Origin of the sequence: Streptomyces radicis, from assembly GCF_003626575.1 — a bacterium.
Lineage (GTDB): Bacteria > Actinomycetota > Actinomycetes > Streptomycetales > Streptomycetaceae > Streptomyces > Streptomyces radicis.
Window position 1 is genome coordinate 319,741 of sequence record NZ_RBDY01000001.1, and the last position, 25,654, is coordinate 345,394.

26 protein-coding genes and 1 riboswitch are annotated in these 25,654 nt (G+C 75.1%); of the genes, 24 read left to right on the forward strand and 2 right to left on the reverse strand.

Annotated features, from left to right (window positions below; all coding sequences use genetic code 11):
• Window position 1: 1 nt before the first annotated feature.
• The 8 genes from D7318_RS01475 (at window position 2) to D7318_RS01510 (ending at window position 8,289) form a co-directional block, all read left to right on the forward strand.
• Window positions 2–1,114 carry a quinone-dependent dihydroorotate dehydrogenase gene (locus D7318_RS01475; protein ID WP_120694957.1) on the forward strand — a complete coding sequence of 371 codons (1,113 nt, stop codon included), beginning with the start codon at window positions 2–4 and terminating at the stop codon, window positions 1,112–1,114.
• On the forward strand, window positions 1,111–1,950 hold the full coding sequence (gene pyrF, locus D7318_RS01480; RefSeq protein WP_120694958.1) for an orotidine-5'-phosphate decarboxylase: 840 nt from the start codon (window positions 1,111–1,113) through the stop codon (window positions 1,948–1,950). The genes D7318_RS01475 and pyrF overlap by 4 nt, the downstream gene beginning before the upstream one ends.
• 236 nt (window positions 1,951–2,186) lie before the next feature.
• Window positions 2,187–2,510 carry an integration host factor gene (locus D7318_RS01485; RefSeq protein WP_049564398.1) on the forward strand — a complete coding sequence of 108 codons (324 nt, stop codon included), beginning with the start codon at window positions 2,187–2,189 and terminating at the stop codon, window positions 2,508–2,510.
• Window positions 2,511–2,569: 59 nt separating this feature from the next.
• Window positions 2,570–3,121 (forward strand): guanylate kinase, encoded by a 552-nt coding sequence (gmk, locus tag D7318_RS01490; RefSeq protein ID WP_120694959.1) that lies wholly within the window; start codon window positions 2,570–2,572, stop codon window positions 3,119–3,121.
• Window positions 3,122–3,183: 62 nt separating this feature from the next.
• Entirely contained in the window at window positions 3,184–3,456 is a 273-nt protein-coding gene (gene rpoZ / locus D7318_RS01495; RefSeq protein WP_049564394.1) for a DNA-directed RNA polymerase subunit omega, read from the forward strand.
• Window positions 3,457–3,584: 128 nt separating this feature from the next.
• Window positions 3,585–4,808 carry a bifunctional phosphopantothenoylcysteine decarboxylase/phosphopantothenate--cysteine ligase CoaBC gene (gene coaBC / locus D7318_RS01500; RefSeq protein WP_120694960.1) on the forward strand — a complete coding sequence of 408 codons (1,224 nt, stop codon included), beginning with the start codon at window positions 3,585–3,587 and terminating at the stop codon, window positions 4,806–4,808.
• A gap of 114 nt (window positions 4,809–4,922) precedes the next feature.
• On the forward strand, window positions 4,923–6,131 hold the full coding sequence (metK, locus tag D7318_RS01505; protein WP_120694961.1) for a methionine adenosyltransferase: 1,209 nt from the start codon (window positions 4,923–4,925) through the stop codon (window positions 6,129–6,131).
• A 55-nt stretch (window positions 6,132–6,186) separates the two neighbouring features.
• Window positions 6,187–8,289: a primosomal protein N' gene (locus D7318_RS01510; RefSeq protein ID WP_120694962.1), complete on the forward strand. Its 2,103-nt coding sequence runs from the start codon at window positions 6,187–6,189 to the stop codon at window positions 8,287–8,289.
• A gap of 35 nt (window positions 8,290–8,324) precedes the next feature.
• Here D7318_RS01510 and D7318_RS01515 read toward each other — a convergent pair whose 3' ends face one another.
• Window positions 8,325–8,837 carry a hypothetical protein gene (locus tag D7318_RS01515; RefSeq protein WP_120694963.1) on the reverse strand — a complete coding sequence of 171 codons (513 nt, stop codon included), beginning with the start codon at window positions 8,835–8,837 and terminating at the stop codon, window positions 8,325–8,327.
• Window positions 8,838–9,087: 250 nt separating this feature from the next.
• On the opposite strand from D7318_RS01515, the gene fmt reads away from it, so the two are divergent.
• The 7 genes from fmt (at window position 9,088) to D7318_RS01550 (ending at window position 16,379) form a co-directional block, all read left to right on the forward strand.
• Window positions 9,088–10,050: a methionyl-tRNA formyltransferase gene (gene fmt, locus D7318_RS01520; protein ID WP_120694964.1), complete on the forward strand. Its 963-nt coding sequence runs from the start codon at window positions 9,088–9,090 to the stop codon at window positions 10,048–10,050.
• Window positions 10,051–10,154: 104 nt separating this feature from the next.
• Window positions 10,155–11,579 carry an RsmB/NOP family class I SAM-dependent RNA methyltransferase gene (locus D7318_RS01525; protein ID WP_120694965.1) on the forward strand — a complete coding sequence of 475 codons (1,425 nt, stop codon included), beginning with the start codon at window positions 10,155–10,157 and terminating at the stop codon, window positions 11,577–11,579.
• Window positions 11,580–11,621: 42 nt separating this feature from the next.
• Window positions 11,622–12,299, forward strand: coding sequence for a ribulose-phosphate 3-epimerase (rpe, locus tag D7318_RS01530; RefSeq protein ID WP_120694966.1), 678 nt, complete (start codon window positions 11,622–11,624; stop codon window positions 12,297–12,299).
• A 157-nt stretch (window positions 12,300–12,456) separates the two neighbouring features.
• Window positions 12,457–13,443 carry a sugar-binding transcriptional regulator gene (locus D7318_RS01535; RefSeq protein WP_120694967.1) on the forward strand — a complete coding sequence of 329 codons (987 nt, stop codon included), beginning with the start codon at window positions 12,457–12,459 and terminating at the stop codon, window positions 13,441–13,443.
• 142 nt (window positions 13,444–13,585) lie between these two features.
• Entirely contained in the window at window positions 13,586–15,025 is a 1,440-nt protein-coding gene (locus D7318_RS01540) for a GuaB1 family IMP dehydrogenase-related protein (protein ID WP_120694968.1), read from the forward strand.
• Between the two features lie 63 nt (window positions 15,026–15,088).
• Entirely contained in the window at window positions 15,089–15,781 is a 693-nt protein-coding gene (locus D7318_RS01545) for a class I SAM-dependent methyltransferase (RefSeq protein ID WP_120694969.1), read from the forward strand.
• A 139-nt stretch (window positions 15,782–15,920) separates the two neighbouring features.
• Entirely contained in the window at window positions 15,921–16,379 is a 459-nt protein-coding gene (locus D7318_RS01550) for a phospholipase (protein ID WP_120694970.1), read from the forward strand.
• Between the two features lie 97 nt (window positions 16,380–16,476).
• Here the strand turns inward: D7318_RS01550 and D7318_RS01555 are convergent, their stop codons facing one another.
• Window positions 16,477–17,727 (reverse strand): MFS transporter, encoded by a 1,251-nt coding sequence (locus tag D7318_RS01555; RefSeq protein WP_120694971.1) that lies wholly within the window; start codon window positions 17,725–17,727, stop codon window positions 16,477–16,479.
• 62 nt (window positions 17,728–17,789) lie between these two features.
• Here D7318_RS01555 and D7318_RS01560 point away from each other — a divergent pair, with 62 nt between their 5' ends.
• The 9 genes from D7318_RS01560 to D7318_RS01600 all read left to right on the forward strand — a co-directional run bounded on the left by D7318_RS01560 (window position 17,790) and on the right by D7318_RS01600 (window position 25,650).
• Window positions 17,790–18,974, forward strand: coding sequence for an ROK family transcriptional regulator (locus D7318_RS01560; RefSeq protein WP_120694972.1), 1,185 nt, complete (start codon window positions 17,790–17,792; stop codon window positions 18,972–18,974).
• A 432-nt stretch (window positions 18,975–19,406) separates the two neighbouring features.
• Window positions 19,407–19,537: riboswitch (FMN riboswitch) on the forward strand.
• Between the two features lie 161 nt (window positions 19,538–19,698).
• Entirely contained in the window at window positions 19,699–20,784 is a 1,086-nt protein-coding gene (gene ribD / locus D7318_RS01565; RefSeq protein ID WP_120694973.1) for a bifunctional diaminohydroxyphosphoribosylaminopyrimidine deaminase/5-amino-6-(5-phosphoribosylamino)uracil reductase RibD, read from the forward strand.
• Entirely contained in the window at window positions 20,785–21,405 is a 621-nt protein-coding gene (locus D7318_RS01570; protein WP_120694974.1) for a riboflavin synthase, read from the forward strand.
• Window positions 21,402–22,091 carry a nicotinamide mononucleotide transporter family protein gene (locus tag D7318_RS01575; RefSeq protein ID WP_120694975.1) on the forward strand — a complete coding sequence of 230 codons (690 nt, stop codon included), beginning with the start codon at window positions 21,402–21,404 and terminating at the stop codon, window positions 22,089–22,091. Before D7318_RS01570 ends, D7318_RS01575 begins: the two co-directional genes overlap by 4 nt.
• Window positions 22,088–23,386 (forward strand): bifunctional 3,4-dihydroxy-2-butanone-4-phosphate synthase/GTP cyclohydrolase II, encoded by a 1,299-nt coding sequence (locus D7318_RS01580; protein ID WP_120694976.1) that lies wholly within the window; start codon window positions 22,088–22,090, stop codon window positions 23,384–23,386. Before D7318_RS01575 ends, D7318_RS01580 begins: the two co-directional genes overlap by 4 nt.
• Window positions 23,387–23,468: 82 nt before the next feature.
• Window positions 23,469–23,954 (forward strand): 6,7-dimethyl-8-ribityllumazine synthase, encoded by a 486-nt coding sequence (gene ribH / locus D7318_RS01585; RefSeq protein WP_120694977.1) that lies wholly within the window; start codon window positions 23,469–23,471, stop codon window positions 23,952–23,954.
• A 33-nt stretch (window positions 23,955–23,987) separates the two neighbouring features.
• The gene (locus D7318_RS01590; protein WP_120694978.1) at window positions 23,988–24,260 is read left to right on the forward strand and encodes a phosphoribosyl-ATP diphosphatase; all 273 of its coding nucleotides are present in this window, start codon (window positions 23,988–23,990) and stop codon (window positions 24,258–24,260) included.
• A gap of 62 nt (window positions 24,261–24,322) precedes the next feature.
• Window positions 24,323–25,171: an ATP phosphoribosyltransferase gene (gene hisG / locus D7318_RS01595; RefSeq protein WP_120694979.1), complete on the forward strand. Its 849-nt coding sequence runs from the start codon at window positions 24,323–24,325 to the stop codon at window positions 25,169–25,171.
• On the forward strand, window positions 25,168–25,650 hold the full coding sequence (locus tag D7318_RS01600; RefSeq protein WP_120694980.1) for a PH domain-containing protein: 483 nt from the start codon (window positions 25,168–25,170) through the stop codon (window positions 25,648–25,650). Before hisG ends, D7318_RS01600 begins: the two co-directional genes overlap by 4 nt.
• The last annotated feature ends 4 nt before the right edge of the window (window positions 25,651–25,654 follow it).

Here is a 25,654-nt window from a genome sequence, read left to right on the forward strand (position 1 = left end):
GATGTCCGCCTATGGACTGCTGTTCAACGCCGTGCTGCGCCGGCTCGACCCGGAGCGCGCCCACCGCGCCGCCTTCGGGCTGATCCGCGCGGCTGGGCGCGTTCCCGGGCCGCGCGCCGTGGTGCGCGCCGCCTACGCGCCCGCACACCCCGAGCTGCGCGTGCGCGCCCTCGGGCTCGACCTGCCGGGCCCCTTCGGCCTCGCCGCCGGGTTCGACAAGAACGCCGTCGGCATCGGCCCGCTCGCCGCGCTCGGCTTCGACTTCGTCGAGGTCGGCACGGTCACCGCGCGCCCCCAGCCGGGGAACGAGCGCCCCCGCCTCTTCCGGCTCGCCCCCGACCGCGCCCTGGTCAACCGCATGGGCTTCAACAACGACGGCGCCGATGCCGTCGCCGCCCGCCTGGCCCGAAGGCCCGGCCACGGCCCGGTCGTCGGCGTCAACATCGGCAAGACCAAGGTCGTTCCCGAGGCGGAGGCCGCGGCCGACTACGCCGCCGCCGCCGAGCGGCTCGCCGCCCACGCCGACTACCTCGTGGTCAACGTCTCCTCGCCCAACACCCCGGGCCTGCGCGACCTCCAGGCCACCGACCGGCTGCGCCCGCTGCTCGCCGCGGTCCGCGCGGCGGCCGACCGGGCCACGCCGGGGCGGCGCGTTCCGCTGCTGGTGAAGATCGCGCCCGACCTGGCGGACGAGGACGTCGACGCCGTCGCCGACCTCGCCGTCGAGGCCGGGCTCGACGGCGTCATCGCCACCAACACCACCGTGTCCCGTGACGGGTTGGCCACGGACCCGCGCACGGTGGTTTCCACCGGCGCGGGCGGACTGTCGGGCGCCCCCTTGCGCGACAGGTCGCTCGCCGTGCTCCGCCGCCTCCACGCGCGCGCCGGGGACCGGCTCACGCTCGTCGGCGTCGGCGGCATCGAGACCGCCGATGACGCCTGGCGGCGCATCCTCGCGGGCGCGACCCTGATCCAGGGCTACAGCGGCTTCGTCTACGCCGGACCCGGCTGGGCCCGCGCGATCCACCGCGGCCTGGCCGAGCGCCTGGCGGCCAGCCCGTACGCGACGCTCGCCGACGCCGTCGGCGCCGAGGGAAGGGACCGCACCCGATGACCGCACCCGAGCCGTTCGGCGCCAGGCTGCGCCGCGCGTTGGACGCGCGCGGCCCGCTGTGCGTCGGCATCGACCCGCACCCGGCGCTGCTCACCGAGTGGGGCCTCGGCGACGACATCGGCGGCCTCGAACGCTTCTGCGCCACGGCCGTCGAGGCGCTGGCCGACCGTGTGGCGGTCCTCAAGCCGCAGTCGGCGTTCTTCGAGCGCTTCGGCTCGCGCGGCATCGCCGTCCTCGAGCGCACCGTCGCCGAGGCGCGCGCCGCCGGGGCGTTGGTGATCATGGACGCCAAGCGCGGCGACATCGGCTCGACGATGGCGGCGTACGCCGGCGCGTTCCTGGACAAGGGCTCCCCGCTGTTCTCCGACGCCGTCACCGTCAGCCCCTACCTCGGCTACGGCGCGCTGCGCCCCGCCCTCGACCTCGCGGCGGCTGGCGGCTGCGGCGTGTTCGTCCTCGCGCTCACCTCCAACCCCGAGGGCGCCGAGGTCCAACGCGCCACATCCGCGGGGGGCTTGAGCGTCGCGCAGGGCGTGCTCGACCGGCTCGCGGCGGACAACGCGGGCGCCACGCCGCTCGGTTCGTTCGGCGCGGTCGTCGGCGCCACCCTCGAAGAGGCGGGGGCCGACCTGGCGATCAACGGCCCGCTGCTCGCGCCGGGGCTCGGCGCCCAGGGCGCCACGGCGGCCGATCTCCCGCGCGTCTTCGGCGGGGTGCTGCGCAACGTCGTGCCGAGCACCAGCCGTGGCGTCCTGCGGCACGGCCCCGAGGTGGCGGCACTGCGTGCCGCGGCGGAGCGCCAGGCCGCCGAAGTGGCCCGATTCACCGGTGCCTGAGCGTCACGAGCCGTGGCGATGAGGCGCCAGCCGTAGGTATATGCCCGGAAATGTCGGTGACGCTCTCCATCTGACCTGGAGTTTTTGTCGATTCTCCCTGACTTATTGCGGTGACGGCCGCTAGTCTCCGTCGAGAGCGGAGCACCCGAGCGTCGCTCGTTGCTCCCCCGGTGCGGGGCTACTAGGTTCCTCACCGTTCCGTATCCGACACGTTCGACAACCGAGGTGACGTAGGCGTGGCTCTACCGCCCCTTACCCCTGAACAGCGCGCAGCCGCGCTTGAGAAGGCCGCAGCGGCTCGCCGGGAGCGCGCCGAGGTCAAGAATCGGCTCAAGCACTCAGGCGCATCGCTGCACGAGGTCATCAAGCAGGGCCAGGAGAACGACGTCATCGGCAAGATGAAGGTCAGTGCCCTGCTCGAGTCGATGCCCGGCGTCGGCAAGGTCCGCGCGCGCCAGATCATGGAGCGGCTCGGCATCTCCGAGAGCCGCAGGGTCCGCGGGCTCGGGTCCAACCAGATCGCCGCGCTCGAGCGCGAGTTCGGCACCAGCAAGGCCTGACGTCCCGCGCCCGCCGACCGGATTTTCCTCGTCGGCGTGGGAGGCGGGATAATCGCCGCATGACCGATCGTCCGCGACTGACCGTGCTCTCCGGCCCCTCAGGGGTCGGCAAGAGCACGGTCGTCGCCCATCTCCGCAAGGCCCACCCCGAGGTGTGGCTGTCCGTCTCCGCGACCACGCGGAAGCCGCGCCCCGGGGAACGGCACGGCGTGCACTACTACTTCGTGGACGACGGGGAGTTCGACAAGCTGATCGCCAACGGCGAGCTGCTCGAGTGGGCCCAGTTCGCCGGGCACCGTTACGGAACGCCCCGCCGCGCCGTGCTCGAGCGGCTCGACGCGGGGAAGCCGGTGCTCCTCGAGATCGACCTCCAGGGCGCGAGACTGGTCCGCGACTCCATGCCGGAGGCCCGCCTCGTGTTCCTCGCGCCGCCCAGTTGGGACGAGCTGGTCCGCCGCCTCACGGGCCGCGGCACCGAGCCGCCCGAGGTGATCGAACGCCGCCTCGCCGTGGCCAGGACGGAGCTGGCGGCCGAGCCCGAGTTCGACGTCACCCTGGTCAACACCTCGGTCGAGGACGTCGCCGCGGAGCTGCTAGCCTTGATTCGTTGACCCATATGTCACCGCGGGGTATCGCGAACGTCCTCCCGCGGACATCCAGCGGAAGGCAGAGCGTGTCCTCTTCCATCACCACGCCCGAGGGCATCATCAACCCGCCGATCGACGAGCTGCTTGAGGCGACCGACTCGAAGTACAGCCTGGTGATCTACGCGGCCAAGCGCGCCCGCCAGATCAACGCGTACTACTCGCAGCTCGGCGAGGGCCTGCTGGAGTATGTCGGCCCGCTCGTGGACACGCATGTGCACGAGAAGCCGCTCTCCATCTCGCTCCGTGAGATCAACGCCGGGCTGCTGACCTCCGAGGCCGTCGAGGGCGCCACGGACTGAGGCCGTCACCGGCCGGGGCGCGCGGCGCCCGAGGGTTCCCTTCACGAGGCCCGGCAGCTCCCGCTGCCGGGCCTCGCGTCTGCCGTGATGTCTGCCGAGCGGGCCAGGACCCGCGGAAGGGGCGAGCGATGGATCAGCCCGAAGTCGTGCTCGGGGTGGGCGGCGGCATCGCCGCCTACAAGGCGTGCGAGCTGCTGCGGCGCTTCACCGAGTCGGGGCACGCGGTCCGCGTCGTGCCCACGGCCTCGGCCCTGCGTTTCGTCGGCGCCGCCACCTGGGCCGCGCTCTCAGGGGCTCCCGTGGCCACCGAGGTCTGGGACGACGTCGACGAGGTCCCGCACGTCCGGATCGGCAAGCGGGCCGACCTCGTCGTCATCGCCCCCGCCACCGCCGACGTCCTCGCGAGGGCCGCCGGGGGCCGGGCCGACGACCTGCTGACCAATGTCCTGCTGACCGCGCGCTGCCCCGTGGTGTTCGCGCCCGCCATGCACACCGAGATGTGGGAGCACCCGGCCACCCAGGAGAACGTCGCGACGCTGCGCCGCCGCGGCGCCGTCGTCATCGAGCCCGCCGAGGGGCGGCTCACGGGCGCCGACACCGGCAAGGGGCGGCTGCCCGACCCCGAGGCGATCTTCCAGATCTGCCGCCGCGTCCTGGCGCGCGGCCCCGGGGCCGTGGCCCCCGACCTCGCGGGCCGCCACGTCGTGATCAGCGCCGGCGGCACGCGCGAGCCCCTTGACCCCGTGCGTTTCCTGGGCAACCGCTCGTCGGGCAAGCAGGGCTACGCCCTCGCCCGCACGGCCGTCGCCCGCGGCGCCCGCGTCACCCTGGTCGCGGCCAACGCCGCGCTCCCCGACCCCGCGGGCGCCGATCTTGTGCGCGTCACCACGGCGTCGGAGCTGCGCGAGGCCGTGCTCAAGGCCGCCGCGGACGCCGACGCCGTGGTCATGGCGGCGGCCGTCGCCGACTTCAGGCCCGCGGCCCGCGCCGAGAGCAAGATCAAGAAGGTGCCCGGCAGGGACCCCGACCCCATCGCCCTCGTCCGCAACCCCGACATCCTGGCCGAGCTGTCCTCGGCGAAGACCCCGGGTCGCGTCGTCGTCGGCTTCGCCGCCGAGACCGACGACGTCCTGGCCAACGGCCGCGCCAAGCTCGCCGCCAAGGGCTGCGACCTGCTCGTGGTCAACCAGGTGGGCGAGGACCGCGCCTTCGGCGCCGAGGAGAACGAGGCGGTGCTCCTGGCCGCGGACGGCGGCGAGACGCCGGTGCCGCACGGCCCCAAGGAGGCGCTGGCGGACGAGATCTGGGACGCCGTGGCCCGCCTCTTGAGGGGCGCGTCCGCCGGCGCGTGAGCCGGGGCGCGTACTTACGGTACGGGCTGCCTCTACCCCCTTCGGCGGCCGGGCCGTTAGGGTGTCATCGGCATCCGTAGCCAGTCAGCAGCCGCTGCAACCCAAGGGAGCGATGTGTCCCGCCGTCTTTTCACCTCGGAATCCGTCACCGAGGGTCATCCAGACAAGATCGCCGACCAGATCAGTGACACCATTCTGGATGCGCTCCTGCGGGAGGACCCCGCCTCACGCGTCGCGGTCGAGACGCTGATCACCACCGGCCTCGTGCACGTCGCCGGCGAGGTGACCACCAAGGCGTACGCGCCCATCGCGCAGCTCGTGCGCGAGAAGATCCTTGACATCGGCTACGACTCGTCGAAGAAGGGCTTCGACGGCGCCTCGTGCGGCGTCTCGGTGTCCATCGGCTCGCAGTCGGCCGACATCGCCCAGGGCGTCGACTCCGCCTACGAGGCGCGCGTCGAGGGCGACGAGGACGAGCTCGACCGGCAGGGCGCGGGCGACCAGGGCCTGATGTTCGGCTACGCGTGCGACGAGACGCCCGAGCTGATGCCGCTGCCGATCCGCCTCGCGCACCGCCTGTCGCACCGGCTCTCCGAGGTCAGGAAGAACGGCACCATCCCCTACCTCCGCCCCGACGGCAAGACGCAGGTCACCATCGAGTACGACGGCGACCGCGCCGCCCGCCTCGACACCGTCGTGGTCTCGAGCCAGCACGCCGCCGACATCGACCTGGACTCGCTGCTCGCGCCCGACGTGCGGGAGTTCGTCGTCGAGGCCGAGCTGAAGCTGCTGCGCGACGAGGGCATCAAGCTCCAGACCGAGGGCTACCGGCTGCTGGTGAACCCCACGGGGCGCTTCGAGATCGGCGGCCCCATGGGCGACGCGGGGCTGACCGGCCGGAAGATCATCATCGACACCTACGGCGGCATGGCGCGGCACGGCGGTGGCGCGTTCTCCGGCAAGGACCCCTCCAAGGTGGACCGCTCGGCCGCCTACGCCATGCGCTGGGTCGCCAAGAACGTCGTGGCCGCGGGCCTCGCGGGCCGCTGCGAGGTGCAGATCGCGTACGCGATCGGCAAGGCCGAGCCGGTGGGCCTCTTCGTCGAGACCTTCGGCACCGCCACCGTCGCCCCCGAGCGCATCGAGCAGGCCATCTCCGAGGTCTTCGACCTGCGCCCGGCCGCGATCATCCGCGACCTCGACCTGCTGCGCCCCATCTACGCCCAGACCGCCGCCTACGGGCACTTCGGCCGTGAGCTGCCCGACTTCACGTGGGAGCGCACCGACCGCGTCGAGGCCCTGCGCTCGGCCGCCGGGATCTGACGGCGGGACCGGGCGGCCGGGGCCGGGTGTCACCGGCCTCTGGTGTACTGGCCACGTGGGTGGTCGAGAGGAACGCGGGGAGCAGCTCGCGCTGGTCAAGGGGGCCGTCCCCAGGGCCAGGCCGCGGACGTGGCGGGGCGTTCCCGCCGCCGAGCGGCTGCCGGTGGCGCGTGTGCTCGTGGACAAGGGCCTGGTGCACCTTGACCGGTTCTTCGACTACGCGGTGCCCGCCGCCATGGACGCCGAAGCCCAGCCGGGCGTCCGGGTCCGCGTGCGCTTCGGCGCGGGGCAGCGCGAGGGGCGCCGCGAGGGCGGCCGACTGATCAACGGATTCATCGTCGAGCGCCGCGCCGAGAGCGACTTCCCCGGCGTGCTCGCCCCCCTCGCCCAGGTGCTCTCCACCGAGCGCGTCCTCACGCCCGAGCTGCTCGCGCTGTGCAGGGCCGTCGCCGACCGTTACGCGGGCGCGCTCGCCGACGTGGTCTCGCTCGCGGTGCCCCCCCGGATGGCCAAGGCCGAACGCACGCCCTCGCCCGACCCCGTGCGCTCCCCGGTGGCTCCCGAGCCCGGTGGCTGGGCGCGTTATCCCAGGGGGCCCGCGTTCCTCGACGCCCTCGGCGGGGGCGGGGCGCCACGCGCGGTGTGGACGGCGCTGCCCGGGCCCGGGTGGCCCGACGAGCTGGCCCGCGCCCTGGCCACCGCGCTCGCCGCGGGCCGTGGCGCCCTCGCGGTGCTGCCCGAGGGGCGCGCCGCCGCCCGGGTGGACGCCGCGCTCACCGCGTTGATCGGCCCCGGCCACCATGTGCTGCTGACCGCCGACGCGGGGCCCGAGGCACGGTACCGGCGGTGGCTCGCCATCAGCAGGGGCTCGGTGCGTGGCGTGGTGGGGACGCGGGCGGCGATGTTCGCGCCGGTGCGGGACCTCGGCCTCGTCGCCGTGTGGGACGACGGGGACGACGGGCACCGCGACGAGCACGCGCCCCAGCCGCACGCCCGCGAGGTGCTGGTGCTGCGCGCCGCGCAGGAGCGGGCCGCCGCGCTGATCGGCGGCCACGCGGTGACGGCGGAGGCGGCGCGGCTCGTCGAGACGGGGTGGGCGGGACCGCTGCTGGCCGACCGGGAGACGGTCAGGGCGAAGGCGCCGCTGATCAGGACGGTCGGCGACGACGACCACGCGCGCGACCAGGGCGCGCGCTCGGCCCGGCTGCCCAGCCTCGCGTGGAACGTCCTGCGGGACGGCCTCGCCCTCGGCCCCGTGCTGGTCCAGGTGCCGCGCCGCGGCTATGCCCCGCGCCTGGCGTGCGCCCGCTGCCGCACGCCGGCGCGCTGCGGCGCGTGCCATGGCCCGCTGGCCGCCGTGGGCGCGGACGAGGCGCTGCGCTGCGGCTGGTGCGGCACCGACGCGCCCGCGTGGCACTGCGAGGAGTGCGGCGGCGGCAGGTTGCGCGCGGTGGTGGTGGGCGCCCGGCGCACGGCGGAGGAGCTGGGGCGCGCGTTCCCGGCCGTGCCGGTGCGCACCTCGGGCCGCGACCACATCCTCGACTCGGTGCCCGACGTCCCGGCGCTCGTCGTCAGCACGCCGGGCGCCGAGCCCGTTCCCGAGGGGCCCGGCTATGCCGCGGCGCTGCTGCTCGACGGCTGGACGCTGCTCGGCCGCCCCGATCTGCGGGCCGCAGAGGAGGCGTTGCGCCGCTGGCTCGGCGCCGCGGCGCTGGTCAGGGCGCGGGAGGAAGGCGGCACCGCGGTGGTGCTCGCCGAGCCGACCCTGCGCCCCGTGCAGTCCCTGGTGCGCTGGGACCCCGCGGGGCACGCCAGGCGCGAGCTGGCCGACCGGGCCGCGCTCGGCTTCCCGCCCGTGTCGCGGATGGCCGCCGTCAGCGGGCCCCCCGAGGCGGTCGAGGGGCTGCTCGCGGCGGCCGAGCTGCCCGGCGACGCCGAGGTGCTCGGGCCCGTGCCGCTGCCGGTGTCCGAGCCGGGGCGCCCGCGCCGCACGGGCGATCCGCCGCCGGGGGAGCGGTGGGAGCGGGCGCTGGTGCGCGTTCCGCCGGGGGGCGGGGCGGCCCTGGCCGCCGCGCTGCGCACGGCCCAGGCCGCCCGGCTCGCCCGCAGGGAGGGGCCGCCGGTCCGGGTGGTCATCGACCCCCAGGACATCGGCTGACCCCAGGACATCGGCCGACCCGGCGCGCCCCCGCGCTATCCGCTGCGCTGCCCCGGGAACGCCCCCGGCCTGGCCTCGCCCGGCACCGGCGCGGGCGGCCGCACGGGCACGCCGCGCGCGGCGGGGACCGCGGGGGGCGGAGGACTCTCGGCGTGCGCGGGCTCGTGCGCCGGAGCGGGCGGTCCACCCGGTGGGCCCGCCGGGCGCCGCGCGCCGTACCTGCGGTGGACGGCCTGCTTGGTGACCCCGAGCGCCGAGCCCACCGCGTCCCACGAGAAGCCGAGGGAGCGGTCGAAGTCCACCGCCGCGGTGACCAGGGCCTCCACGCTGTCCCGCAGCTCCTGGGCCAGCCGGACGGTCGGGGCGGGAGCGCGCCCGTACACCACGAATCCGGCCGAGGGGCCGGTGCGTCGGGGGCGGTAGACATTGCCCAGCTGTGCGGTCAGGGTGCGCAGCGCGTCCACCTGGCGGCGGACCCGCTCGATGTCCCGGACCAGCAGATGCAGGCTGGCCCGTGCCTGAGCGTCAGGGGTGGCGTGGTCGGCCATCAACAAGCCTCTCGAACCGGCGTCAAGGAAGCGGGCCCGAATTCGGCCCGTTGCGGTCAATCTGTCTTGACCAACGCGCGGCGGCGGTCGGGGTCACGCCCTCGGAGCGCATCGTCAACTCGGCGGAGCGCACGGGGAGCTGTACGCCCCCGCCCGCGCGCCACCGTCGCGGAACGTAGACTGTCCAGCCGCTCCACGTGTCCGTCCCGGCATCCGTCCGGCACCCGTCCGAGAGGTTGGCACCCGAACGATGAGGCTCGTCTTCGCCGGTACACCCGAGGTCGCCGTGCCCTCGCTCGACGCCCTGCTCGCTTCGGACCGGCACGAGGTGGTCGCCGTGGTCACCCGCCCCGACGCGCCCGCGGGCCGAGGGCGGCGGCTGGTGCCGAGCCCGGTGGCCGAGCGCGCCGCCGAGGCGGGGATCGAGATCCTGCGGCCCGCGCGGCCGAGGGAGCCGGAGTTCCTCGACCGGCTGCGCGCCCTGGCCCCCGACTGCTGCCCCGTGGTCGCCTACGGCGCGCTGCTGCCCAAGGTCGCGCTGGAGATCCCCGAGCGCGGCTGGGTCAACCTGCACTTCTCGCTCCTGCCCGCCTGGCGCGGCGCCGCCCCGGTGCAGCACGCGCTGCTCGCGGGCGACGAGGTGACCGGCGCGACGACGTTCCTCATCGAGGAGGGCATGGACTCGGGCCCGGTCTACGGGGTGCTGACCGAGCGCGTCAGGCCCGAGGACACCAGCGGCGACCTGCTGACGCGGCTCGCGCTCGCCGGCTCGGGGCTGCTCGCGGCCACGATGGACGGCATCGAGGACGGCTCGCTGGCCGCCAGGCCGCAGCCCGCCGAAGGCGTCAGCCTCGCGCCCAAGATCACCGTGGCGGACGCCGCCGTGGACTGGGCGGCGCCCGCGTTGCGCGTGGACCGCCAGGTGCGGGCGTGCACGCCGGCGCCGGGGGCGTGGACGACGTTCCGCGGCGAACGCCTCAAGCTGCGGCAGGTCTCCCTCGCGCCGGAGCACGGGGGGCTCGCGCCGGGTGAGCTGGCCGTGGACCGGCAGACCGTCCGCGCGGGCACCGGCTCGCACGCGGTCGCGCTCGGCTGGGTGCAGCCCCAGGGCAAGAAGCCCATGCCCGCCGCCGACTGGGCCCGCGGCGTCCGCGTCGCCCCGGGCGAGCGGCTCGGCGATGGCGACCAGGGGGCCCAGGGCGACCGGGGCTGAGCCCCGCCCCCGAGCCCCGTCCCCGAGACCACCCCGTCGGCTCCCCGCATGGCCGCCGTAGGCTGGGGAGGTATGTTCCCGCACCACCGGAGTTGACCGTCCCGATGAGCACTCGGCCGCGCCGCCCCGCCGCCAGGCCCTACCGCCGCCCCCGCAGGGACCCGGTGCGGATCCTCGCCTTCGAGGCGCTGCGCGCCGTCGACGAGCGCGGCGCCTACGCGAACCTGGTGTTGCCCCCGATGCTGGCCAAGGCCAGGGCGGCGGGCACGCTCGACGCCAGGGACGCCGCCCTCGCCACCGAGCTCGTCTACGGCACGCTGCGCCGCCAGGGCACCTATGACGAGGTGCTGCGGGAGTGCGTGGACCGGCCGCTCCGCGAGGTGGACCCGCCGGTGCTCGACGTGCTCTCGCTCGGCGCGCACCAGCTGCTCGGCACCCGCATCCCCAGCCACGCCGCGGTCAGCTCGGCCGTCGAGCTGGCCCGCTGCGTGCTGGGCGACGGGCGCGCCAAGTTCGTCAACGCCGTGCTGCGCCGCGTCGCCGCGCGCGATCTCGACGGCTGGCTGGCCGAGGTGGCCCCGCCCTACGACGACGACCCCGAGCGCCACCTCGGCCTGGTCCACTCCCACCCGCGCTGGGTGGTCTCGGCGCTGTGGGACGCGTTGGGCGGCGGCCGCGAGGAGATCGAACGCCTGCTGGCCGCGGACAACGAGCGGCCCACCGTCACCCTGGTCGCCCGGCCCGGGCGCGCCACCGTGGCCGAGCTGACCGAGGAAGGGCGGGCCGAGCCCGGGCGCTGGTCGCCGTTCGCGGCGCGCCTCGCGGACGGCGGCGAGCCCGGCGCGGTGGACGCGGTGCGCGAGGGCAGGGCCGGGGTGCAGGACGAGGGCAGCCAGCTGGTCGCGCTCGCGCTGGCCGACGCCCCGCTGACCGGCGCCGACACCCGCTGGCTCGACGTGTGCGCGGGACCGGGCGGCAAGGCCGCGCTGCTCGCCGCCCTGGCCGCGGGGCGGGGCGCCGAGCTGCTGGCCGCGGAGAAGCAGCCGCACCGCGCGCGCCTGGTCGCGCGCGCCCTCGCGGACAACCCCGGTCCGGTCGGCACCGTCGTCGCCGACGGCACCCGTCCCGCGTGGCGCCCCGGCACGTTCGACCGGGTGCTCGTGGACGTGCCCTGCACGGGCCTCGGCGCGCTGCGCCGCCGCCCCGAGGCGCGCTGGCGCCGCAGGCCCGAGGACCTCGACGGGCTCACCCGGCTCCAGCGCGCGCTGCTGCGCTCCGCGATCGAGTCGACGCGTCCAGGGGGCGTCGTCGGCTACGCCACGTGCTCGCCGCATCTGGCCGAAACCCGCCTGGTGGTCGGCGATGTGCTCAAGGGGCTCGCCGACGCGGGAGGCGTGGGCGCGGAGTGGATCGACGCGCGCCCCCTGCTGCCCGGCGTGCCCGACCTCGGCGAGGGACCCGACGTGCAGCTGTGGCCGCACCGGCACGGCACCGACGCGATGTATCTGGCGCTGCTGCGGCGGATCTGATCCCCCGCCATGGGCCGGAGGACGATGTTGAATACTGGCGCCATGGCTCAGATCAACCCCAGCATGCTGTCGGCCGACTTCGCGCGGCTCGCCGACGAGGCGAAGGCCGTCCAGGGCGCCGACTGGCTCCATGTCGACGTGATGGACAACCACTTCGTGCCGAACCTCACGCTCGGGGTGCCCGTCGTCGAGGCGCTGGGCCGGGCCACCGACACCCCGCTCGACTGCCACCTGATGATCGAGGACCCGGACCGTTGGGCGCCCGCCTATGTGGACGCGGGCGCGGGCTCGGTCACGTTCCATGTGGAGGCGGCCGCGGCCCCTGTGCGGCTGGCGCGGGAGATCAGGGCCAAGGGGGCCCGCGCGTCGATGGCGCTCAGGCCCGCGACCCCGATCGAGCCGTACGAGGACCTGCTGCCCGAGCTGGACATGCTCCTGGTGATGACGGTCGAGCCCGGCTTCGGCGGGCAGGCGTTCCTCGACGTCATGCTGCCCAAGATCCGCAGGACCCGGCGGCTCATCGAGCGGCACGGCCTCTCCCTGTGGCTCCAGGTCGACGGCGGGGTCTCCGCGGAGACCATCGAACGCTGTGCCGAGGCGGGCGCCGACGTCTTCGTCGCGGGCTCGGCCGTCTACGGGGCCGAGGACCCGGCCGCCGCGGTGAGCGCGCTGCGCGAGCTGGCCGAGCGGGCCGCGCCGCCCCACGCCACATCGCGGTGAACGTCGGCTGTCGATCCGGTTCCCCGGCCCTCCGCACCGGCGGGAACCGGCCGTCGGCCACCGGGATCTGCGAGGATGAACACGCGTATGTGCGCGGGGACACAAACCGGAGGACAGTGAGGTGAGTGCGGTGCCGACCGGGAGGTCAGCCACACGGATGGGGCCCGCGGAGCTGATGCAGGCGGCGGCGATGGCGCGCCGCTTCTACTTGGAAGGCAAGTCGAAGATCCAGATCGCGGACGAGTTCGGGGTCAGCCGTTTCAAGGTGGCCCGCGTCCTGGAGTCCGCCGTGGAGCACGATCTGGTGCGCATCGAGATCAGGGTCCCCGCCGAGCTGGACGCCGACCGCTCCGACGCGCTGCGGGCCCGGTACGGGCTGCGGCACGTCGTGGTCGCCGAGTCGCCGTCCGGAGCCGCGGACGACACGCCCGATCCCGAGCATCTGGGCGAGGTGGCCGCGGAGTTGCTCGGCGAGCTGGTGGCCGAGGGGGACGTGCTCGGGCTGGCCTGGGGCCGTTCCACGATCCACATGGCGGCGGCCCTGCGCGAGCTGCCGCCGTGCACCGTGGTGCAGCTGACGGGGGTCTACGACGCGGGCACGGCCGAGCGTGGCTCGGTCGAGGCGGTGCGGCGCGCGGCGGCCGTCTCGGGGGGCGCGGCCCACCCGATCTACGCGCCGATGCTGCTGCCCGACCCGGGCACGGCGGCGGCGCTGCGGCGGCAGCCTGGGATCGCGGCCGCGTTCGAGTACTTCGACAAGGTGACGATCGCCGCGGTCTCCATCGGCTCGTGGGAGACGGGCATCTCCGCGGTCCACGACATGCTGGGCAAGGAGGAGCGCGAGCACTACGCCTCGCTCGGGGTGGCCGCCGAGATGTCGGCGCACCTGTTCGCCTCGGACGGGCGCCGGGTCGGGCGCGACCTGGGGGAGCGGTGCATCACGGTCGAGGCCGAGCGGCTGCGCCGGGTGCCCGAGGTGGTCGCCATCGCGGGGGGCAGCAGGAAGGCCGACGCGATCGGCGCGGTGCTGCGTTCGGGCCTGGTCACCAGCCTGGTCACCGACACGGCCGCGGCCGACCGGCTGCTGACGCAGCCCGTGGGGGAGCGCCCCGCCCTGGAGCGCGCGGACCCGGACGGGACGTAGGCCTCGTCCGGGCGGGGGACCCGGGCCGTAGCCGCTTTCCGGACACCTGGTAGCGGATCCGGACACGTGGGGGACAATGACAGAGGAGCCGCAGCTCCCCACCGGCCGGATTCGCACAGCAGCAGGTGAAGGGCGAGCGCGCATGAGGTTCCTCAACGACTTGGCACCGTCGTACGACCTGACGTATGACGACGTCTTCATGGTCCCTGGCCGTTCGGCGGTCTCCTCCCGCCAGGACGTGGATCTGTCCACGCCGGACGGCACGGGGACGACGATCCCCCTGGTCGTCTCGAACATGACGGCGGTGGCGGGCCGCCGCATGGCGGAGACGGTGGCCCGCAGGGGCGGCCTCGCGGTCATCCCGCAGGACATCCCGCTCGACGTGGTCACCGAGGTGATCGCGTGGGTCAAGCGCCGCCACCTGGTCCTCGACACCCCGATCGTGCTCGCGCCCACCCAGACGGTGGGTGACGCCCTGGCGTTGCTGCCCAAGCGGGCGCACGGCGCGGGCGTCGTGGTGTCGGCGGAGCGGCCCGTGGGGATCGTCACCGAGGCCGACCTGCTCGGCGTGGACCGCTTCACCCAGGTCGGCGAGGTGATGTCGCGCGACCTGCTGGTGCTCGACGCGGGGATGGACCCACGTGAGGCGTTCACCGCGCTCGACTCCGCGCACCGCAAGATCGCGCCGGCCGTCACCGCGGACGGGCGGCTCGCCGGGATCCTCAGCCGCAAGGGCGCGCTGCGCGCGACGCTGTACCGGCCCGCGACGGACGGCGGCGGGCGGCTGCGGATCGCGGCGGCGGTCGGGATCAACGGCGATGTGCCGGGCCGGGCCAAGGCGTTGCTCGAGGCGGGTGTCGACACGCTGGTGGTGGACACCGCGCACGGGCACCAGGAGTCGATGATCGCGACGCTGCGGGCCGTGCGCGGGCTCGACCCCGGCGTGCCGGTGGTGGCAGGGAACGTCGTGTCCGCCGAGGGCACGCGCGACCTGATCGAGGCGGGGGCCGACATCGTCAAGGTGGGCGTGGGCCCCGGCGCGATGTGCACGACGCGGATGATGACGGGGGTGGGGCGGCCGCAGTTCTCCGCGGTGCTCGAATGCGCAGCCGCGGCGGCCGAGTTCGGGAAGCACGCGTGGGCGGACGGCGGCGTGCGGCACCCGAGGGACGTGGCGATGGCGCTGGCGGCCGGCGCCTCCAACGTGATGATCGGCTCGTGGTTCGCCGGGACGTTCGAGTCGCCCGGCGACCTCCAGCAGACGGCCGACGGGCGGCTGTACAAGGAGAGCTTCGGCATGGCATCGGCGCGCGCCGTGCGGAAGCGCACGAGCGAGGACTCGGCCTACGACCGGGCGCGCAAGGGGCTGTTCGAGGAGGGGATCTCCACGTCGCGGATGTTCCTCGACCCGGTGCGGCCCGGCGTGGAGGACCTGATCGACGCCATCGTGGCGGGCGTCCGCTCGGCGTGCAGCTACGCGGGCGCGGGGACGCTGCGCGAGTTCGCCGAGCGCGCCGTCGTCGGGGTGCAGAGCGCCGCCGGGTACGCCGAGGGGCAGCCGCTCCACGCCAGCTGGCAGTGATCCGGGGGTGGTCGGCACTTCGGCCCCTGGTGGGGGGCGGGCGTCCGGTGGTCTGATGGGCCCATGGGCGGACAGGCGCGCGAGGGCAACGTCGGAACGGGTCCCGGGGTCATCACCCCCGACGGGAGCCCGGTGGAGTGGTGGCTGCGGCTGCCGGTGGGGCGCGAGCCCGAGGTGATCGCCGCCGCCTCGCCGCCCGGCGCCCACCTCCTGGAGCTGGGCTGCGGCGTGGGCCGGGTGACCCGTCCCCTGCTCCGACGCGGCTTCGCCGTCACGGCCGTTGACGAGTCGCCCGAGATGCTGGCCCATGTCTCGGGCGCCCGCACGGTGTGCTCCCCGATCGAGACGCTCGAGCTGGGGGATGAGCGCTTCGACGTGGTGGTCCTCGGCTCGTTCCTGGTGCACACCGGCGATCCGGCGGTGCGGCGCGGCCTGTTGGCCACCTGCCGCAGGTATGTCGCCGGGGGCGGGGCGGTGTTGATCGAGCGCGAGGGGGACGACTGGCACGAACGGGTGCCGCGCGAGCGGGAGTTGGGCAACGGCGGTGTGGTGCGCGTCGTTTCGGCCGACCCGGTGGACGCCGACACCTCCAGGATCCGCGTGGAGTACGCGATCGACGGCGCGGAGTGGAGCCAGACGTTTCTCTCCCACCGGTACGGCGAGGGCGCGTTCGCGGGGGCGCTCGCCGAGGCCGGGCTGGCGTTCGACGCCGAGCTGACGGACGACGGGTGCTGGATCAGGGCGCTCCCCGCCTGAGCGCGTTGACGTTCTCCTCCGCGTCAACAGCCGTGCGTACGCGAAGGGTTGAGTATTCCTTTACCCACAAGTAGCTTCTCCCTCCGGAACCCCCACGCGGCCCGCTCGCCCGGCCGCCCGAATCCTCCGGAGGATGCGCATGCGCACCCGTCAACGGCTTGCCACCGCGGTGTCCGCTTCCGCCCTGGCGCTCGGCGCCGTCGCCGTCTCGGCGACCCCCGCCGCCGCTGCCCCGGCCGACAAGCCCCAGGTGCTGTCCAGTTGGACGCAGACCAGCGCGAGCAGCTACAACGCCTGGCTCAACGCGCGTAACAACCAGGGCGCTTGGGCCGCCTACGAGTTCGACTGGTCGACGGACCTGTGTTCGTGGTCCCCGGACAACCCCTTCGGCTTCCCCTTCGAAACGGCGTGCGCGCGCCATGACTTCGGCTACCGCAACCACAAGGACCTCGGCATCTTCGAGCCCAACAAGGCCCGCCTCGACAGCGCCTTCTACGAGGACCTGCTGCGCGTGTGCGACGGGTACTCGGGCGCCACCGGGGTGGCCTGCGACGGCACCGCGTGGACCTACTACCAGGCCGTCCGCAACTTCGGCTGAACGTCCGGGAGTTGACGCGACGCGCGTCGACCCCTGGGCCGGAGAGGACCGAGGGGCGTGGGCGGCGGCGGAGGCAGGGGCCGCCGCCCGCGCCGTCTCACTCGCGGGCCAGCCGCCCGCCCGCGTCCCCCGCCGCCCGCGCCCCGCCGGGCGCGGACAGGTCCGAGGCGACCGTGGCGCTCCGGCCCCCGGCGCCCAGCACGCCCGCCGCGGCCACGAGCACCGCGGTCGCGGCCGTCACGACGCCGAACGACACGGGCAGGGACGTCACTTCGCCGATGGTCCCGATGAGCGTGGGGGCGAAGAGGCCGGTCGTGTAGGTCACCGTCGCCACGCCCGCGATGGCCTGGCTCGGGTTGGGCCCGCTGCGCCCGGCCGCGGCGAAGGCCAGCGGCACCACGACCGCGACCCCCACCCCGAGCAGCGCGAACCCCGCGATGCCCTGCGCCGGCGCCTGCGCCGTCACCACCAGCGTTCCGCCGGAGACGGCGAGTGCCCCGCTCAGCCGCACGGCGCGCACCGGGCCCACGCGCCGCACCACGGCGTCCCCGGCGAGCCGCGCGGCGGCCATGGTGCAGGCGAACGCGGTGTAACTGGCCGCCGCCACCGTCTCCGACGCGCCCGTCACCTCCCTGAGGTAGACCCCCGACCAGTCGGCGCTCGCGCCCTCGGCCAGGATCGCGCACATCCCCACGGCGCCGATCAGCAGCGCCGAACGCGGGGGCAGCGCGAACCGCGGCGGCGGGTCCTCGTCCGGCTTCGGGCGCACGTCGAGCAGCCCCCGGCAGATGAACGGCGTGGCCGCCACCAGGGTCGCGGCGACGAGCGCGAGGTGCGCCCGCGCGTCGACGCCCAGATGGACCGCGCCCACGCCGACCGCGGCGCCCAGCAGGGTGCCCACGCTCCACAGGCCGTGCAGCCCGGACATGATGGAGCGGCCGTGGGCGCGTTCGACGTCCACGCCCTGGGCGTTCATGACGACGTCCGCCATCCCGGCCGTCGCGCCGAAGACCGCGAACACGGCGCAGAGCGCGACCAGCGAGGGCGCGACGGCGGGCAGCGCCAGGGCGGCGCACCAGAGCATCAACAGGGCGCGCACGGCGGCCAGCGCGCCGTACCGGTGCATGATCCGGCTGGCGAGCGGCATGGCGAGCGAGGCGCCGATGGCGGGGAAGGCCAGCGCGAGGCCGAGCACGGCGGTGCTGAGGTCGAGGTGCTCCTTGATCCACGGGATGCGCGTGGCGAAGCTGCCCTGCGCCGCCCCGTGCACGGCGAAGACGGCGCCCACGGCCAGGCGGGCGCGGCGTGTCGCGTCGGACGAGGGGGCGAGGGAGTCGGGGTGAGGCATGACCCGTAAACTATCAGGAAGCCTTACTGATAAAAAGTGGAAGGGTCTGCGAGGATGCCGGGATGAGCACCGCGCGCACCGCGTCCCCCCGTACGGCCAGGGCCATCAACGACCGCATCGCCCTCGAACTCCTCGTCGAGCGCGGCCCGTTGACCGCCACCCGGCTGCGGGAGCTGACGGGTCTCTCCCGGCCGAGCGTCTCGGACCTCCTCGACCGGCTGGGCCGCAGCGGCCTGGTGGAGGTCGTGGGCGAGGCGGGCGAGGAGCGGCGCGGGCCCAACGCCAAGGTCTACGGCCTCGTCGGCGAGCGCGCCCACGTGGCGGCGCTCGACGTGCGCACCGGGGGGGTGGCGTTCACGTTCGCCGACCTGACCGGCGCCACGGTCGGGCGCGGCGCGGTGCCGGTCGACGGGGGCGCGGACGCGGTGGGGAGCGTGCTGCTCGCGCTGGACGACGCGCGGCGCGAGGCGGGCGTCCCGGCGTTCCACACGGCCGTGATGGGCGCCCCCGGGCTCGCCGACCCGCGCACCGGCGCGCTGCCCCCGTTCGGTGGACTGCCGGACTGGCACGGGGAGTTGCTCGCGGCGCTGCGGGAGGGGATGGCCGCTCCCGTGCTGCTGGAGAACGAGGTGAACCTCGCGGGCATCGCCGAGCACCGCGTCGGCGCGGTCCGCGACCGCGACACGTTCGTGCTGATCTGGCTCGGCCACGGCATCGGCGCTGCGGTCGTCCTCGACGGGGCGCTGCGCAGGGGCGCCTCGGGCGGCGCGGGCGAGCTCGGCTTCCTGCCGGTGCCGGGCACGGGCGGGCTGCCCTCGGCGACCGACTGCGACGGCGGCTTCCACACGCAGGCGTCGAGCGGCGCGGTGTGCGCGCTGGCCCGCCGCCACGGCCTCCCGGCGGGGGCCGGGGACGACGCGGCGGCGGCCGAGGCGGTGGTGCGCGCGGCGGCGGAGGAGAACGCGGGGGCGGGCGCGGCGTTCCTCGACGAGCTGGCCGCGCGCGTCGCGGTGGCCATCGCCGGAGTGGCCGCGGTCCTCGACCCCGGCTGTGTGGTCCTCGGCGGTGAGGTCGGCCGCGCGGGCGGCGCCGCGCTGGCCGAACGGGTCGCCGCCCGCGTGCGGCCGCTGTCCCCGCTGGCGACGGAGGTCCGGGCCTCGACGGTCACCGGCAGCCCGGTGCTGAACGGCGCGCTGCTGACGGCTCTGGACGCGGCGCGTGAGGCGTTGTTCACGTCGACGGTGTGAGGGGTGCCCTGCGGGCGGCCGCGACGACGGCCACGGTGGGCCCGGTGGTTGCTGTCCTCGGCCGTTGTTCCTGTTGGTCGCGGGTGCGGGGCACCGATGCGCACCTACGGGAGGGAGGGAGGTGGGTGGCGGTCGTCCCGGTCACCGGTCGGCTTGCGGGTGCCCGGGGCCGTTCGCCGAACGGGCGCTGCCCCGGCCGCCCGAAGCGCCTTCATTCCCGGCGTCCGATGCGCTTGTGCACAGGCTCGCTCCATGCGTTCGACGACGGTGAGTGCCGGGGAGGCCGCCGGGCCGACCAGGGTGACGCCAGCCGCGCCACCGCCACGCCGCGCGCGAGGCGGTGCCGCCCTGGTCGCAGACCTTCTGTGAGGCGTCACACAGCCAGGACCCGCCGCAGGCGAGCCGTGGCACACTGGTCGGGTACCAATGACGTAGCGCACTCCGGGGTCGGTGAAACTCCGAACCGGCGGTTAAAGTCCGCGACCCGTCCGCCGCCAGCGGCCGGTTGACCAGGTGAAATTCCTGGACCGACGGTGAAAGTCCGGATGGGAGGCAGTGCGCGGCGGAGCGGGACCGGTGTGTGTCCCCGGCGTTGGTCCGCCCCTGGGGCGGACCGGGTGTCCGAGGCGGCCGTCTTCCGTTGCCGTCCTGTCTTTCGCGCCCCGGAGCCGTGCCCAAGAGGCAGGAGGATCCGGTGGCCGCCCCCGCAGCAGAGGCCGAGGCGATGCGCCGCGCCGTCGCGCTCGCCGCCCGTGGCCTCGGCACCGCGAGCCCCAACCCCGTCGTCGGCTGCGTCGTCCTCGACGCCACGGGTGCGCCCGTCGGCGAGGGCTGGCACCGGGCCGCGGGCGGCCCGCACGCCGAGGCGCACGCGCTCGCCGAGGCCGGGCCCGCCGCCCGGGGCGGCACCGCCGTGGTCACGCTCGAGCCATGCGCCCACACAGGCCGCACAGGCCCGTGCGCCCGCGCCCTGATCGCCGCCGGGATCGCCCGCGTCGTCTACGCCGTCCCCGACCCCGACCCCACCGCCTCGGGCGGCGCCGCCGTCCTCGCCGCCGCCGGGATCGACGTCGCGGCCGGGCTGCTCGCCGACGAGGCCGAGGCCGTCAACGCCGCGTGGCTGACCGCCGTCCGCCTCGGCCGCCCCCATGTCCGCTGGAAGTACGCCGCCACCCTGGACGGCCGCGTCGCCGCCGCCGACGGCACGAGCCGCTGGATCACCTCGCCCGAGGCCCGCGCCGACGTACACCTCCTGCGCGCCCGCGCCGACGCCGTGCTCGTCGGCTCCGGAACGGCCCACGCCGACGACCCGCACCTCGCCGCGCGCGACATCCCCGGCGCCCGCCAGCCCTTGCGCGTCGTCGCCGACACCGAGGCCGCGGCCGTCAAGCCGGGCGCCCGCGTCCTCGACGGCGCCGCCCCCACCCTCATCGCCGTCGCCGACGACATTCCCCCGGAGCGCACCGACCCGCTCGCGCCCCACGCCGAGATCGTGCGCCTGCCGCGCGCCCCCGGCGGGCGCGGGCTCGACATCCCCGCGCTCCTCGCCGCCCTGCACGCCCGCGATGTGCGGTCGGTGCTGCTCGAGGGCGGCCCCACGCTCGCGGGCGCGTTCGTCGCCGCCCACGCGGTCGACGAGGTCATCGGCTATCTCGCCCCCGCCCTCATCGGCGAGGGCCCCGCGGCCCTGACCGGCGCAGGAATCACCACGATCGCCTCGGCGTTGCGTCTGCGCGTCACCGAACTGACCCGCGTCGGCCCTGACGTTCGCCTCACCGCCGTACCGACCACCGTCCCCCAGGAGTCGTAAGTGTTCACCGGAATCATCGAAGAGCTGGGCGAGGTCATCGCCGTCGAACGCGTCGGCGACTCGGCCCGGTTGCGCCTGCACGGCCCCGTCGTCACCGCGGACGCCGCCCACGGCGACTCGATCGCGGTCAACGGCGTGTGCCTCACCGTTACCGAGACGGGTGACGGCGCGTTCACGGCCGACGTCATGGCCGAGACGCTCACCCGCTCCAACCTCGGCGAGCTGACCCCCGGTTCACGCGTCAACCTCGAACGCCCCACCCCCGTCGGCGGTCGCCTCGGCGGCCACATCGTCCAGGGCCATGTCGACGGCACCGCTGCCGTGCTGAGCCGGGTGCCGGGCGACCAGTGGGAGGCCGTGGCGTTCTCGCTCCCCGAGGGCCTGGCCCGCTACGTCGTGGAGAAGGGCTCCATCACCGTCGACGGTGTCAGCCTCACCGTCACCGAGGCCACCGAGGAACGCTTCGCCGTCGGCCTCATCCCCACCACGCTCGGCCTCACCACCCTCGGCCGCAAGCAGCCGGGCGACACGGTGAACCTCGAGGTCGACATCATCGCCAAGTACACCGAGCGCCTGCTGACCCACCGCGAGCGGACGCCCGAGGGGGCCGATCTCCGATGAGCCTGCTCGACCCGTTGCACGCCACGGCGTTCACCGCCTTCGGGCAGGACGTCATCTGGTCCGACATGACCGGGAACCTGGCGGGGCTCGCCGCCCTCGCCCTGGGCTGGCGGCGCTCCCTGCTGACATGGCCAGTCCAGCTGCTCTCCGGCGCCATCCTGGTCGCCGCCTACGCCTCGGCCGACCTGGCGGGGGGCGTCGGCAAGCAGCTCCTGGTCATCACCGTCGCCGTGTGGGGCTGGCGCCAGTGGCACCTCGGGCGCGACACCGGCGGCGGCCGGATCGCCATCCGCTTCGCCACATGGCGCGAACGCGGCGCGCTCGCCGCCGGAGCGGCCCTCGGCACCCTCGCCGTCGGCGGGCTGTTCTCCGCCTTCCCCGACCTCTCGTGGAACCCCTGGCCCGACGCGTACATCTTCGTCGGAACGCTCGTGGCCATGGTCGCCCAGGCGCGCGGCCTCGTGGAGTTCTGGTTCGCCTGGCTGCTGGTCGACCTCGTGGGCGTCCCGCTCGCGTTCAGCAGCGGACTGCCGTTCTCCGGGCTCGTCTACGTCGTCTACCTGGTCCTCGTCCTGTGGGGCCTGCGCGACTGGTGGCGGCGCTCGCGCGCCGCGGACGCCGCCCTGGACCGCACGACCGCCCCGCCCGCCGCCCGGCGACCCGTCACGGAAGGAGCGACCGCATGACCGTGGCCCCGCGACGCCCACCCGCCGAGGAGCGCCAGGCGCCCCTCGACCCGATCAGGCGCGCCATCGACGACATCGCGCTCGGCCGCCCCGTCGTGGTCGTCGACGACGCCGACCGGGAGAACGAGGGCGACCTCATCGTCGCCGCCGAGCTGATCACGCCCGAGATCGTGGCGTTCATGATGAGCCAGTGCCGCGGCATGATCTGCGTCCCCATGGCGGGCGACGACCTCGACCGGCTCGACCTGCCGCAGATGGTGGACAAGAACACCGAGTCGATGGCCACCGCGTTCACCGTCTCGGTCGACGCCACCGCCGCGCACGGCGTCACCACCGGCATCTCGGCCGCCGACCGCGCCGCCACCATCAGGCTGCTCGCCGACCCGGCCGCCGCGCCCGCCGACTTCTCACGGCCCGGGCACGTCTTCCCGCTGCGCGCCCGCCCCGGCGGCGTGCTGGCCCGCCCCGGGCACACCGAGGCCGGGGTCGACCTCGCCCGCCTCGCCGGGCTGCGGCCCGCCGCCGTCGTCGTCGAGATCGCCGCCGAGGACGGCACGATGCTGCGGCTGCCCCGGCTGCGGACGTTCGCCCGCACCCATGGCCTCGCCCTCGTCTCCATCGCCGACCTCATCGCCTACCGCGGCCAGGCCGAGGAGGCGGCGCCGCCCGCCGTGCGCCGCGAGGCGGAGACCGCCCTGCCCACCGCGCACGGCGACTTCCGCGCCTACGGGTACCGCTCGGCCGCCGACGGCGTCGAGCACATCGCCCTGGTCGCGGGCGACATCGGCGACGGCGAGGACGTCCTGGTCCGCCTGCACTCCGAGTGCCTCACCGGCGACGTCCTCGGCTCCCAGCGCTGCGACTGCGGCCCCCAGCTGCGCGCGTCGATGGACCGCGTCGCCGCCGAGGGCCGCGGCGTGGTGCTCTACCTGCGCGGCCACGAGGGCCGCGGCATCGGACTGCTGTCCAAGCTGCGCGCCTACGAGCTCCAGGAGCGGGGGCGCGACACCCTGGACGCCAACCTCGAGCTGGGACTGCCCGCCGACGCCCGCGACTACGCCGCGGGCGCCAGGATCCTCGCCGACCTCGGCGTGCGCTCCCTGCGGCTCATGACCAACAACCCGGACAAGACCGCCGCACTGACCCGGCACGGCCTGCGCGTCACCCGGCGCGAGCCCGTGCCCGTGCCCCCCGGCGCGCACAACCTGCGCTACCTGGAGACCAAACGCGACCGGCTCGGCCACGACCTGCCCTGGCTCGACGCGGCGCCCGTCTCGCCCTGCGCGAGCCAGTGAACGCCCGCTCCGGCGGGCCGACGCACCACCCCGTGAAGCACCACCCCGTGAAGCACCACCCCACACCCATGAAGGAGAACGAGTGAGCGGCAACGGCGCTCCCGAACTGCGCGTGACCGACGGCGCCGACCTCAGGGTCGCGATCGTCGCCGCCCAGTGGCACGGCACGGTGATGGACGGCCTCATCGACGGCGCCCAGCGCGCCCTCGTCGAGCTGAACATCCCCGAGCCCACCGTCGTCCGCGTCCCCGGCAGCTTCGAACTGCCCGTCGCCGCCCGCGCCCTGGCCACCCGCGGCTACGACGCCGTCGTCGCCCTCGGCGTCGTCATCCGCGGCGGCACCCCGCACTTCGACTACGTCTGCCAGGGCGTCACCCAGGGCCTCACCCAGGTCAGCGTCGACACCGGCGTTCCCGTCGGCTTCGGCGTGCTGACCTGCGACACCGAGGAGCAGGCCATCGACCGCGCCGGGCTCCCCGGGTCCGCGGAGGACAAGGGCCACGAGGCGGTCACCGCGGCCGTGGCCACCGCGGCCGTGCTGCGCGAGGTCCCAGGGCCCGCGCGCTGAGCCCTCCCGGTCAGGCCGTAGGGTAAGAGGACCATGGCCAACAAGACATTCGACGAGCTGTTCGCCGAGCTCGAGCACAAGGCCGCCACCGGCGACCCCCGCACGTCAAGGACCGCGGAGCTGGTGGCCTCGGGGGTCCACGCCATCGGCAAGAAGGTCGTCGAGGAGGCCGCGGAGGTGTGGATGGCGGCCGAGCACGAGGGCGCCGACCGCACCGCCGAGGAGATCTCGCAGCTGCTGTACCACCTTCAGGTGATGATGGTCGCGCGCGGCATCTCCCTCGACGACGTATACGCTCACCTCTGACCCGGACAGCCCGCACCCGGAAGGCCCCAGGCACCGGTGCGCCCGACGAGAAAGCTGGAGCCATGCTGCGCATCGCCGTTCCCAACAAGGGTTCTCTCTCCGAGCCTGCGGCGGCGATGCTCCATGAGGCCGGCTACCGGCAGCGGAAGGACCGTCGCGAGCTGGTCCTGATCGACGCGGACAACCAGGTCGAGTTCTTCTACCTGCGCCCCCGCGACATCGCCGTCTACGTCGGCTCCGGCCGCCTCGACATCGGCATCACGGGCCGCGACCTGCTGCTCGACTCGGGGGCCCACGCCGAGGAGATCATGCGTCTTGGCTTCGCGGCCTCCACGCTCCGGTACGCCACGCGCCCCGGCTCGGTCACCGGCGTCGGCGGGTTCGGCGGGCTGACCGTCGCCACGTCGTTCGCCGGGATCGTCACCAAGCACCTGGCCGACCACGGCGTCGACGCGGCCGTCGTCCACCTGGACGGGGCCGTCGAGACCGCGATCCAGCTGGGCGTCGCCGAGGTTATCGCCGACGTCGTGGAGACCGGCACCACCCTGCGGAACGCCGGGCTCGAGATCATCGGCGAGCCCATCCTGGAGTCCGAGGCCGTCGTCATCCGCCGCCCGGGCGACAGCGCGCAGGAGGCCAAGGTGCGGCAGTTCCTCCGCCGCCTCCAGGGCGTCCTGGTCGCGCGGCGCTACGTGATGATGGACTACGACATCCGCTCCGAGCTGGTCGACAAGGCCGTGGCCCTCACCCCGGGCCTCGAGTCGCCCACCGTCTCCTCGCTGCACGACAAGGGCTGGGTCGCCGTCCGCTCGATGGTCCCCGTCCAGGACGCCCAGCGCATCATGGACGAGCTCTACGACCTCGGCGCCCGCGCCATCCTGACCACCGGCATCCACGCGGCCCGCCTGTGACCGCCCCCGCGGCCCCCGCCCCCGCCGACCCCGTCGCGGCGCTCCCGCTGACCATCCGCCCGATGGTCACGCGGGTGGTGCTGATGTCCATCGGCGCGGCCGTGTTCGCCGTGCTCACGCTGATCGCCGCCCTCCTCCCCGCGGGCGGCGCGGTCAGCTGGAGCCTGGGCGAACGCGCCGCGGTCGCGGCGAGCGGGCTGCTCGCCTGGGGCATGCTGGCGCTGCTCAGCCGCCCCAAGGTGACGGCCGACCGCGAAGGGCTGACCGTGATCAACCTCACGACCACCCGCCGCCTCGCCTGGCCCGAGGTCGTCCGCGTCACCCTGCGCCCCGGCGACCCCTGGGTGACGCTCGACCTCGCCGACGGCACCGTGCAGCCGGTGATGGCCATCCAGCCCGGCGTCGCCCGCTCCCGCGCCCTCGCCGACGCCCGCACGCTGCGCGCCCTCGCCGAGACGCTGGGCACGAACGCGCCCTGACCGT

Excerpts from the sequence above, each read along its gene's own strand:
- D7318_RS01560 (WP_120694972.1), top strand. The coding sequence starts at position 17,790 with ATGAGCACCGCGCGCACCGCGTCCCCCCGTACGGCCAGGGCCATCAAC.
- coaBC (WP_120694960.1), top strand. The coding sequence starts at position 3,585 with ATGGATCAGCCCGAAGTCGTGCTCGGGGTGGGCGGCGGCATCGCCGCC.
- rpe (WP_120694966.1), top strand. The coding sequence starts at position 11,622 with ATGGCTCAGATCAACCCCAGCATGCTGTCGGCCGACTTCGCGCGGCTC.
- ribD (WP_120694973.1), top strand. The coding sequence starts at position 19,699 with ATGCGCCGCGCCGTCGCGCTCGCCGCCCGTGGCCTCGGCACCGCGAGC.
- D7318_RS01550 (WP_120694970.1), top strand. The coding sequence starts at position 15,921 with ATGCGCACCCGTCAACGGCTTGCCACCGCGGTGTCCGCTTCCGCCCTG.
- D7318_RS01525 (WP_120694965.1), top strand. The coding sequence starts at position 10,155 with ATGAGCACTCGGCCGCGCCGCCCCGCCGCCAGGCCCTACCGCCGCCCC.
- D7318_RS01580 (WP_120694976.1), top strand. The coding sequence starts at position 22,088 with ATGACCGTGGCCCCGCGACGCCCACCCGCCGAGGAGCGCCAGGCGCCC.
- fmt (WP_120694964.1), top strand. The coding sequence starts at position 9,088 with ATGAGGCTCGTCTTCGCCGGTACACCCGAGGTCGCCGTGCCCTCGCTC.
- D7318_RS01475 (WP_120694957.1), top strand. The coding sequence starts at position 2 with ATGTCCGCCTATGGACTGCTGTTCAACGCCGTGCTGCGCCGGCTCGAC.
- gmk (WP_120694959.1), top strand. The coding sequence starts at position 2,570 with ATGACCGATCGTCCGCGACTGACCGTGCTCTCCGGCCCCTCAGGGGTC.
- D7318_RS01555 (WP_120694971.1), bottom strand. The coding sequence starts at position 17,727 with ATGCCTCACCCCGACTCCCTCGCCCCCTCGTCCGACGCGACACGCCGC.
- D7318_RS01540 (WP_120694968.1), top strand. The coding sequence starts at position 13,586 with ATGAGGTTCCTCAACGACTTGGCACCGTCGTACGACCTGACGTATGAC.
- D7318_RS01545 (WP_120694969.1), top strand. The coding sequence starts at position 15,089 with ATGGGCGGACAGGCGCGCGAGGGCAACGTCGGAACGGGTCCCGGGGTC.
- D7318_RS01575 (WP_120694975.1), top strand. The coding sequence starts at position 21,402 with ATGAGCCTGCTCGACCCGTTGCACGCCACGGCGTTCACCGCCTTCGGG.
- hisG (WP_120694979.1), top strand. The coding sequence starts at position 24,323 with ATGCTGCGCATCGCCGTTCCCAACAAGGGTTCTCTCTCCGAGCCTGCG.
- D7318_RS01535 (WP_120694967.1), top strand. The coding sequence starts at position 12,457 with ATGGGGCCCGCGGAGCTGATGCAGGCGGCGGCGATGGCGCGCCGCTTC.
- pyrF (WP_120694958.1), top strand. The coding sequence starts at position 1,111 with ATGACCGCACCCGAGCCGTTCGGCGCCAGGCTGCGCCGCGCGTTGGAC.
- D7318_RS01515 (WP_120694963.1), bottom strand. The coding sequence starts at position 8,837 with ATGGCCGACCACGCCACCCCTGACGCTCAGGCACGGGCCAGCCTGCAT.
- D7318_RS01590 (WP_120694978.1), top strand. The coding sequence starts at position 23,988 with ATGGCCAACAAGACATTCGACGAGCTGTTCGCCGAGCTCGAGCACAAG.